A 9584-nucleotide genomic window follows, 5' to 3' on the forward strand; every position below is an offset into this window, starting at 1 on the left:
CGGGAAGAGGGTTGGCTGACGCCGACGCGCTATCCCTCCCCGCCCTGAAGGGCGAGGTTTCTCGCGCAAGATAGATGAATGCACAACAACTCTGGACGGCCTACACCACCATTCTGGTCAAGGAAGTACTGCGGTTTGCACGGATTTGGGTGCAAACCATCATCCCGCCCGTGATTACTACCGCACTGTATTTCGTGATTTTCGGCAACCTGATCGGCTCGCAAATCGGCGATATGGAAGGGCATCGTTACATCGACTTCATCACGCCGGGGTTGATCATGATGACGGTGATTACCAACGCCTACGCCAATGTGGTGTCGTCGTTTTACGGTAGCAAATTTCAAGGCAATGTCGCGGAAATGCTGGTCTCGCCCATGCCGAATTGGATCATTCTGGCGGGCTTTGTGAGTGGCGGGGTGGCGCGTGGCTTGGCAGTTGGGTTAGCTGTTACCTTGGTATCCTTGTTTTTCAGTACCTTGAGTGTGCAGCATATTTTCATCACGTTTACGATTGTCTTACTGACTTCGGTACTGTTTTCACTGGCTGGGGTGATCAATGCGGTATATGCGAAAAGTTTTGATGACATCACCATTATTCCGACCTTTGTGCTGACACCGCTGACGTATTTGGGTGGGGTGTTTTACTCGATTGCGATGCTTTCCCCGCTGTGGCAAAACATTTCGTTGCTGAATCCCGTGCTCTACATGGTAAACGGCTTCCGTTACGGCATTTTGGGCGCGTCGGATATGTCGATTTGGCTGAGTTACAGCGTCATCATGGGCTTTATCCTGCTGCTGGGCGGGTTTAGCCTGTATTTGTTGAATAAAGGCATTGGGATTCGCAGTTGAGCGTAATCATTATCGGCGGCGGGCCTGCTGGATTAATGGCTGCCGAACAGCTTACTAACGCGGGTTATGCGGTGGATTTGTACGATGCCATGCCGACGCTGGGGCGCAAGTTCTTGCTGGCGGGGATTGGCGGCTTGAACATTACGCATTCTGAACCGTTTGAGGCGTTTTGCAGCCGCTATGCTGAACGTCAGCCGCAGATACAACCGCTGTTAGCACGTTTTGGGGCGGAGGCATTGCGGGCGTGGTGTGCGGAATTGGGGGTGGAAACGTTTGTGGGCACATCGGGGCGGGTGTTTCCCAAGGAAATGAAAGCTGCGCCGCTATTGCGGGCGTGGTTGGCACGGCTGAAACGGAATGGGTTGCGGGTGCATCCGCGTCATCGTTGGATGGGGTGGGATGCGCAGGGGCAGCTCATGTTCGAGACACCTCAAGATACAGTTACCGTTCCCTACAACGCCGTCATCCTCGCGCTCGGCGGTGGTAGCTGGAAAAAACTCGGTAGTGATGGCGCATGGGTCAACCTGCTAACCGACCGTCACATCCCCATCGCCCCCTTAAAACCCGCCAACTGCGGCTTTCTGTGCGCATGGAGCGAACACCTCAGCAGCCGCTTTGCAGGTTCACCGCTAAAATCCGTCACCCTAAGTTTCACCGATCTTAACGGGCAAACCGAAACGCGCATGGGTGAAATGATCGTCACCGCACGCGGCGTGGAAGGCAGCTTGATCTACGCCTTTTCTGCTCGCTTACGTGACACGCTGGATGCCCACGGTTCAGCCACCTTCCACTTGGATTTGCTCCCCAACCACAGCCACGCTCAGCTTGAAACAACCTTGCACAAAAAACCTGCTAATAAAACGCTAGGCAACTTCCTGAAAAGCCATTGGAAATTGGATGGGGTAAAAGCAGCATTGCTGTTTGAAACGCTGGATAAAGCACACTGGCAGAACATTCCACTGCTCGCTGCAACTTTAAAAGCGATCCCAATTACCGTTACTGCGACCACGCCCATTGACGAAGCGATCAGCACCGCAGGCGGCATACCGTTTGAAGCCTTGGATGAGAACCTGATGTTACGGGCATTACCGGGGGTATTTTGCGCGGGGGAAATGCTGGATTGGGAAGCGCCGACAGGAGGTTATCTCCTGACAGCGTGTTTTGCCAGCGGACGAGAGGTCGGAGAGGGCGTCATCCGCTGGTTAGCATCGGTCAGTGAGGCACGTCTAACTCCGCCGCACTAAAGCCCGGCATACGTGCCGCCATAATGGCATTCGTGAACGTCGCACTCGGACGCATCACCGCTTTGGTCATGGCAGAATCGGCGAAGAAATAGCCACCAATATCCACAGGTCGCCCTTGAGCGTCCCTCAGCTCAGCCAGAATTTTCTCTTCATTTTCCGTCAGGACTTTCGCCAACTTACCAAAATGTTCCGCCATTTCCGGCTCTTCGGTTTGCTTGGCAAGCGCTTGCGCCCAATACATCGCCAGATAGAAGTGATTGCCGCGTGTATCCAACTCGCCTGTGCGCGGCTTCGGTGATTTATCGCTCAACAACACATTACCGATAGCCTCATCCAGCGTGACCGACAGCACTTTGGCTTTATTGCTGCCGTATTGTCTAGCCACCTGTTCAAAGGAAACCGTCAGCGCCAGAAACTCCCCAAGGGAATCCCAGCTCAGATGGTTCTCTTCCAGCAATTGCTTCACCAAGACCGGCGCTGTACCACCCGCACCTGTTTCATACAAACCGCCGCCTTTCATCAACGGTACAACCGACAGCATTTTTGCACTCGTGCCCACTTCCATGATCGGGAATAGGTCAGTCAGGTAATCGCGCAAAATATTGCCGGTTACGGAAATCGTATTCTTGCCACGAATAATCCGTTCCAGACTGAAACGCATCCCGCGCAGGGGGGACATAATACTAATATCAACACCGGTCAGATCATGATCCTTCAGGTAGGTTTTCACCTTCTTGATCAGCTCGTATTCATGCGGACGGTACTCGTCCAACCAGAATACCGCAGGCAATTGGGATTCACGCGCCCGTCTGACTGCCAGACCTACCCAGTCACGCACTGGCAGATCTTTGGTCTGACACATGCGCCAGATGTCGCCAGCTTCCACGTTTTGCTCAATCAGGACATTGCCTTGATCGTCCACAATACGCGCCACGCCATCTTCGGGAATTTCAAAGGTCTTGTCATGCGAGCCGTATTCTTCGGCTTTTTGCGCCATCAGACCAACGTTCGGCACAGTGCCCAAGGTGCGCGGATCGAACGAACCGTGGGTTTTACAGAAGTTAATGATCTCCTGATAAATACGCGCAAAGGTACTTTCAGGCATCACCGCCTTGGTGTCTTTCAACTTACCCGCCGGGCCATACATTTTGCCGCCATTGCGGATCATGGCTGGCATCGAAGCATCGACGATGACATGGTTCGGGGAATGCAGATTGGAAATGCCTTTGGCTGAATCCACCATCGCCAGTTCCGGGCGATGTTCGTAGCAGGCATGAATGTCCCGCTCAATTTCTTCCCGCAACGAAGTTGGCAACGTGGCAATTTTTTCATACACACTGCTCATGCCGTTGTTGGGGTTGACACCCAATTCCTTGAACAACTGCGCGTGTTTTTCAAACAGCTCCTTGTAGAAAATCTTGACGCAGTGACCGAATACAATCGGGTGCGACACTTTCATCATGGTGGCTTTGACGTGCAGCGAGAACATCACGCCCGTTTCTTTCGCGTCCTCGATCTGCTTTTCGTAGAACTCGCACAGGGCTTTTTTGCTCATGAACATGCTGTCGATGATTTCGCCTTCCAGCAAGGAAACCTTAGGCTTGAGCACGATGGTTTTGCCGCTGTTAGTCACCAAATCCATGCTGACATCACAGGCACGATCCAGCGTCAGGCATTTTTCGCTGCTGTAAAAGTCACCGTGATGCATGTGCGAAACGTGGGTGCGTGAAGCCTGACTCCATTCCTTCATTTCATGCGGAAACGTTTGTGCGTAACGTTTGACCGCCGCCGGTACGCGCCGATCCGAGTTGCCTTCACGCAACACCGGGTTGACCGCACTGCCCAGCACTTTGGAGTAACGGCGCAGAATAGTTTTTTCTTCTTCGGTTTGCGGGTCTTCGGGATAATCCGGCAGCGGGTAGCCTGCGGCTTGCAGTTCTTTGACCGTCGCTACCAGTTGCGGCACAGAGGCGCTGATATTGGGTAGCTTGATAATATTGCTATCTGGCTCTTGCGTCAGTTGCGCCATGATCGCCAACTCATCCACTACCTGTTGTTCGGCGCTCAGATAGTCGGCGAACTCGGCAAGGGTACGGGCAGGTAGCGACAAATCGCTTTTGGCAATCTCAATACCCGCGCCGGATGCAAAGGTACGAATAATCGGTAGCAAGGAGCAAGTCGCCAGCAGTGGCGCTTCATCCGTCAGCGTGTAAATTACTTTTGGTGTTTCATTATTCATGTACAGTCATTCCTAGCGGCGTTATTGTAATACAATATTATATAAAAACCGCAATAATCGCCACAAAATCCGCAACAAATAATGCAAATTGTCGACAATTTGCCGCCTTACTATCTTTGTTGCAGCGCACATAAATATTCCTGTAATATTCTGACCTCTTTCCTTGGATATTTTGGATGGGTAGGGTATGGCAGAACAGGCTTTGCAGATCAATTCTCTTGCACGCGGCATTGCCACCACCATCCTGCAAGGCTTTAACCGGCACTTTGATATTTTCCAGCAAATCACCGCTGGCGCACGTCAGCGTTTTGAGGATGCGGATTGGAAAGCGGTGCAACTCGCCTCCCGCGAACGCATTATGTTGTACGATCATCGCATCAAGGAAACCATTGCCCTGACCCGCGATTTGTATGAAATCAAGACCATCGACCCCAGCCTATGGCGCGAAATCAAACACTGTTACATGCGCCTGTTGCTGGATCACCAACAGCCAGAACTGGCGGAAACCTTCTACACCTCGGTGTTTTGCCGCCAATTTCCACGCCAGTACTACACCAACGAATTCATCTTTGTGCGTAGCTCGATTTCGACCGAATACATTGATTCAGAAGAAACCAGCTACGTGTGTTATTACCCCGGCACGAGCGGTTTGCGCGAATCCATTATCAGCATCCTCCACAATGCGGGGTTTGTGCTGCCGTTTGAAAACCTCGAACGCGACCTGCGCAATATTTACCGCGCCATCGTCAAGCACTACCCCGGCAAGACAAACCGCAAGGCACAACTGAACTTCCAACTTGCCGTGATCCGCCACCCGTTTTTCCGTAACAAGGCGGCGTATCTGGTCGGGCGCATGATGAATGGGCGCGAAGAAACCGCCTTCGCCCTGCCCATTCTCAACAATGAAAACGGTGGTTTGTACATTGATGCGCTGGTGTGGGGGGAAAAGCAGCTTTCCGTGGTATTCAGCTACTCGCAGGCGTATTTCATGATGGAACACCAAGTGCCGTCGGCGGTGGTGTGCTTCCTGCAACAACTGTTGCCGCGCCGCGATACCTCGGAACTGTATTCGGCAATTGGCTTGCACAAGCAGGGCAAATCAGCATTTTACCGCGACTTTTTGCACCACTTGAAGCATTCCAGCGATGAATTCGTGATTGCACCGGGGATACGCGGCATGGTCATGATGGTATTCACCCTGCCCTCTTACCCCTACGTGTTCAAGATCATCAAGGACAAATTCGCGCCACAAAAAGAATTCACCCGCCAACAAGTCGAAGAAAAATACCAGTTGGTGAAACGCCACGACCGCGTGGGGCGCATGGCGGATATGCTGGAATATTCCAATGTTGCGCTGCCGCTGGAACGTTTCGATGCCAGCCTGCTGGAAGAACTGCAAGAAACCTGTGCCAGTAGCATCAGTTACGACACCGACAATCTGGTGTTCCGCCATGTTTATATGGAACGGCGCATGATCCCGCTGAACATTTTCATCGAAACCGCCGCCGATGATATTCTGGAATGGGTGATCGAAGACTATGGCAATGCCATCAAACAACTGGCGGGCGCGAACATTTTCCCCGGCGATTTCCTCTACAAAAACTTCGGGGTCACGCAGCAAGGGCGCGTGGTGTTCTACGATTACGACGAAATCAGCTACATGACCGAATGCAACTTCCGCAAGATTCCGCCGCCGCGTTTCCCGGAAGACGAGTTCCGTTCCGAACCGTGGTATTCGGTCGAGCCGAATGACGTGTTCCCGGAAGAATTCGGCACGTTTTTGCTGTCTACGCCCAAAATCCGCAAAACTTTCCTCAAATACCATCGGAATTTGCTGGATGCCCGTTACTGGCAAGAGAAAAAGGACAGGATCAAAGCGGGTCAGTATGAAGATGTGTTCCCCTACCCAGAGGCATTGCGCTTCAAGCGATAGTATACTCACGGCATGAGTGAACCAGCCGAACCCGACTTTTTGCAGCAACCTGTCACCGCCCTGCGTGGGGTCGGTGATGCGGTCGCTGAAAAACTGGTGCGGCTGGGTATCTTGCGCGTTGCCGATTTGCTGTTTCACCTACCGCTACGCTATCAGGATCGCACCCGCATTTACCCCATCGCCAGCCTCAAAGTTGGGCAAGAAGTGCTGGTGGAAGGTGAAATCGAATCCACCGAAGTGGTGCAACGCGGGCGTACCATGTTGCTGTGCTACCTCAACGACGGCAGCGGCACCTTGATCTTACGCTTTTTCCACTTCACCTCCGCCCAGAAATACAGCTTGCGCAAAGGCGTGTTGCTGCGCTGTTTTGGTGAAGTGCGCCAATCCGGTATGAAGCTGGAAATGGCACACCCCGAATGCCATTACCTCAAAGCCGATGACCCCGAACCGATTGCCAACACCCTCACCCCTACGTATCCCACCACCGAAGGTTTGCAGCAACGTAGCTTGCGCCGCCTGATTGATTTAGCGCTGGAGCATGTGGAGGAGTTGCCGGATTTGCTGCCGGAAAGCGTGGTCAGGCAACACCATTTTCCGCCATTGGCAAACGAATTACGCAAACTGCATACACCGCCGTCGGGTTCAACGGTAGAAGGAATGCGCCCGTACCGGCTGATTTTCGAGGAATTGCTCGCGCATCAACTGGGTGTGCAACAAGCGCGACACGAACTCAAGCAAGTGCAAGCGCACACCATGCCCGAAACCAACCACTATTGGCGGCAATTGTTGCGTGCCCTGCCCTTTGCCCCCACGGGTGCACAAGACCGCGTGATTGCTGAAATCACCACCGACTTGCAACAAACCGTCCCCATGAATCGGCTGGTGCAAGGCGATGTTGGGTCGGGCAAAACGCTGGTGGCGGTGGCGGCTGCTTTGCACGCGATTGCCAACGGTTTCCAAGTCGCCATGATGGCTCCGACCGAATTACTGGCGGAACAGCATTACCAAAATCTGGTACGTTGGCTCGAACCGCTGGGTATCGAGACGGTGTACATTTCCGGCAATCAAACCCCGCGCCAACGCCGCCGCAAAGTGGAAAATTTGCTGTTGGGCATCGGGCATATCGCCGTGGGTACACACGCCCTATTCCAGCGCACGGTGGAATTCCTGCAACTGGGGCTGATTATTATCGACGAACAGCACCGTTTCGGCGTGCATCAGCGCATGGCCTTGCGCGAAAAAGGCAAGCAAGGCGAGCATTACCCCCACCAGTTGGTGATGACCGCGACACCGATTCCGCGCACTCTAGCAATGACCGCTTACGGCGATCTGGATTATTCGGTGATCGACGAATTACCGCCGGGGCGCACGCCGATTACCACCGTTGCCCTGAACAATGAGCGCCGCGATGAGGTGATTGAGCGCATTTCCGCCGCATGTCGCGAAGGTCGGCAGGTGTATTGGGTTTGCACCCTGATCGAAGAATCGGAAGCCTTGCAATGTGAAGCGGCAGAAGTGACCGCTGCGATGTTGCACGAACGCTTGCCGCATGTCGCCGTGGGGCTGGTACACGGGCGGCTGCATGGTTCGGAAAAAGAAAACATCATGCGTCAGTTCAAGCTGGGGGAAATTCAGCTTTTGGTGGCAACCACGGTGATTGAAGTCGGGGTGGATGTGCCGAATGCGTCCTTGATGGTGATCGAAAATGCTGAACGCATGGGCTTATCGCAATTGCACCAGTTGCGCGGACGGGTTGGGCGCGGCAGTGTGGCGAGTAGCTGCGTGCTGCTTTACCAACATCCGCTCGGCAAAACAGCACGGAAACGGCTGGATGCGATGCGCACTACTACCGATGGTTTCATGATTGCGGATATTGATCTGGAATTGCGTGGCCCCGGCGAAGTATTGGGGACGCGCCAAACCGGGGATGTGCGGCTGCGAATTGCCAGTTTATTGCGCGATCAGCATTTGCTGCCAGCAGTGCAAATGGCAGCGAGGGAAGTGGTAGCGCATTACCCGGAGCGGGTGGAAGCGTTGACACAGCGTTGGTTGCAGCAGCCGGATGGCGAAACGGCAACGCAGTTTTTCCAGAGTTGAGACATCCTCACTTCCTGTTATGCTACCATCAGCAAAAGACAAAACAGCAGGTGATGTTATGGCAGCAGCGGCAGAAAAATTCGCCTACCTTTCCGTAGAAGACTATTTAGCAGGCGAAGAAATCAGCGACATCAAACACGAGTATGTGGATGGTCAGGTTTACGCAATGGCTGGCGCAAAGGTTAATCACAACCGTATTGCCCGCAATATGTCTGCACTCTTGTGGAATCATTTACGTCACCAACCTTGCGAACCGCTCAGTGGTGACATGCTGGTAAAAACCTTCGGCAAACGCTTCCGCTACCCTGATGTTGTGGTGGTGTGTGATGATGATGCCTCAGACGATGAACGTGTCAGGGAAAGCCCTATCCTCATTATCGAGGTGCTGTCCAAAAGCACCCGTAAAAAAGACAAAGGCGAAAAGCGTTTGGAATACCTCGCCATCCCTAGCCTCTTGGAATACGTGCTGATTGAGCAGGATTTCGCGGAAATCGAAGTACAACGCCGCAGTGCCAGTTGGCAATCCACCTATTACTTTTTGGGGGATGAGGTGGTATTGGAGTCGGTCAATGCCCGCCTGCCAGTTGCAGCCATTTACGAGCGGGTTAAAAATGAGGATGTGTTGGCGTGGTTGGAGCAACAGCAGAAAGAAGGAACATCACTATAATGTCGCTTATTGCTTGGGCATTTATGCAGGAAACCTCTCCCTAACATGCCCACCAACCTCCCCCGCTTCGGCGAATTCGTCGCTCTAATCGCCATGCTCACATCCCTAACAGCACTGGCGATTGATGCCATGCTGCCCGCGCTCGTCACCATCGGGCGCGAACTGGGTACACAACACGACAACGACGCGCAATTAATCCTCACCACCTTGTTTCTGGGTTTGGCGCTGGGGCAGGTATTTTTCGGCCCCTATACGCATCAACTTTAAGCCCTCCATTCCCTAACTTGCTGTAATCTCATCCAATTATTAGGTTTTTTCCTCCGTTTGTTTTGTCGGCAAGCGGTTGAAGAAGCGAAGAGTTTTGCCAGTTGCTTGAGGCATTTTATCAAGCTGCGTCGCTCAGCGATGCAGGCGGCAAGATGGGAAGCCTGTTCCTGAATGGCTTGAACACCTTTGGTGAGGCTGCGCTGGGGTATTTCCCACAATCCGGTGAGCATGATCCAGTGTTGGATGAGGATAATCAGTAATTTGACGTAGATTTCACACAAAATTCGCC

At 53.1% G+C, this 9584-nt stretch carries 8 protein-coding genes; 7 read left to right on the forward strand and 1 reads right to left on the reverse strand.

Annotated features, from left to right (window positions below):
- Nucleotides 1–74 precede the first annotated feature (74 nt).
- Together BLV87_RS15070 and BLV87_RS15075 are read left to right on the forward strand one after the other, a co-directional pair.
- A complete protein-coding gene (locus BLV87_RS15070; protein ID WP_093070001.1) occupies nucleotides 75–848 on the forward strand; it encodes an ABC transporter permease in 774 nt (257 codons plus the stop codon).
- A complete protein-coding gene (locus BLV87_RS15075; protein ID WP_245707052.1) occupies nucleotides 845–2092 on the forward strand; it encodes a TIGR03862 family flavoprotein in 1248 nt (415 codons plus the stop codon). The genes BLV87_RS15070 and BLV87_RS15075 overlap by 4 nt, the downstream gene beginning before the upstream one ends.
- On the opposite strand, the gene BLV87_RS15080 is transcribed toward BLV87_RS15075, so the two are convergent.
- The gene (locus BLV87_RS15080) at nucleotides 2061–4331 is read right to left on the reverse strand and encodes an NADP-dependent isocitrate dehydrogenase (protein ID WP_093070002.1); all 2271 of its coding nucleotides are present in this window, start codon (nucleotides 4329–4331) and stop codon (nucleotides 2061–2063) included. The genes BLV87_RS15075 and BLV87_RS15080 overlap by 32 nt on opposite strands.
- A 187-nt stretch (nucleotides 4332–4518) precedes the next feature.
- Between BLV87_RS15080 and aceK the strand changes: the two genes are divergently transcribed.
- The 5 genes from aceK (at nucleotide 4519) to BLV87_RS19470 (ending at nucleotide 9555) form a co-directional block, all read left to right on the forward strand.
- Nucleotides 4519–6264 (forward strand): bifunctional isocitrate dehydrogenase kinase/phosphatase, encoded by a 1746-nt coding sequence (aceK, locus tag BLV87_RS15085; RefSeq protein ID WP_093070003.1) that lies wholly within the window; start codon nucleotides 4519–4521, stop codon nucleotides 6262–6264.
- Nucleotides 6265–6276: 12 nt separating this feature from the next.
- Nucleotides 6277–8361 carry an ATP-dependent DNA helicase RecG gene (gene recG / locus BLV87_RS15090; RefSeq protein WP_175517961.1) on the forward strand — a complete coding sequence of 695 codons (2085 nt, stop codon included), beginning with the start codon at nucleotides 6277–6279 and terminating at the stop codon, nucleotides 8359–8361.
- A gap of 58 nt (nucleotides 8362–8419) precedes the next feature.
- On the forward strand, nucleotides 8420–9028 hold the full coding sequence (locus tag BLV87_RS15095) for a Uma2 family endonuclease (RefSeq protein WP_093070004.1): 609 nt from the start codon (nucleotides 8420–8422) through the stop codon (nucleotides 9026–9028).
- 45 nt (nucleotides 9029–9073) lie between these two features.
- Nucleotides 9074–9295: a hypothetical protein gene (locus BLV87_RS15100; RefSeq protein WP_175517962.1), complete on the forward strand. Its 222-nt coding sequence runs from the start codon at nucleotides 9074–9076 to the stop codon at nucleotides 9293–9295.
- A 101-nt stretch (nucleotides 9296–9396) separates the two neighbouring features.
- Nucleotides 9397–9555, forward strand: coding sequence for a hypothetical protein (locus tag BLV87_RS19470; protein ID WP_175517813.1), 159 nt, complete (start codon nucleotides 9397–9399; stop codon nucleotides 9553–9555).
- The last annotated feature ends 29 nt before the right edge of the window (nucleotides 9556–9584 follow it).

The organism is Thiothrix caldifontis (genome assembly GCF_900107695.1).
In the GTDB taxonomy this organism is placed as follows: Bacteria; Pseudomonadota; Gammaproteobacteria; order Thiotrichales; family Thiotrichaceae; genus Thiothrix; species Thiothrix caldifontis.

Coding starts and splice junctions, on each gene's coding strand:
- BLV87_RS15070 (WP_093070001.1), top strand. CDS start 75: ATGAATGCACAACAACTCTGGACGGCCTACACCACCATTCTGGTCAAG.
- BLV87_RS15080 (WP_093070002.1), bottom strand. CDS start 4,331: ATGAATAATGAAACACCAAAAGTAATTTACACGCTGACGGATGAAGCG.
- aceK (WP_093070003.1), top strand. CDS start 4,519: ATGGCAGAACAGGCTTTGCAGATCAATTCTCTTGCACGCGGCATTGCC.
- recG (WP_175517961.1), top strand. CDS start 6,277: ATGAGTGAACCAGCCGAACCCGACTTTTTGCAGCAACCTGTCACCGCC.
- BLV87_RS15095 (WP_093070004.1), top strand. CDS start 8,420: ATGGCAGCAGCGGCAGAAAAATTCGCCTACCTTTCCGTAGAAGACTAT.
- BLV87_RS15100 (WP_175517962.1), top strand. CDS start 9,074: ATGCCCACCAACCTCCCCCGCTTCGGCGAATTCGTCGCTCTAATCGCC.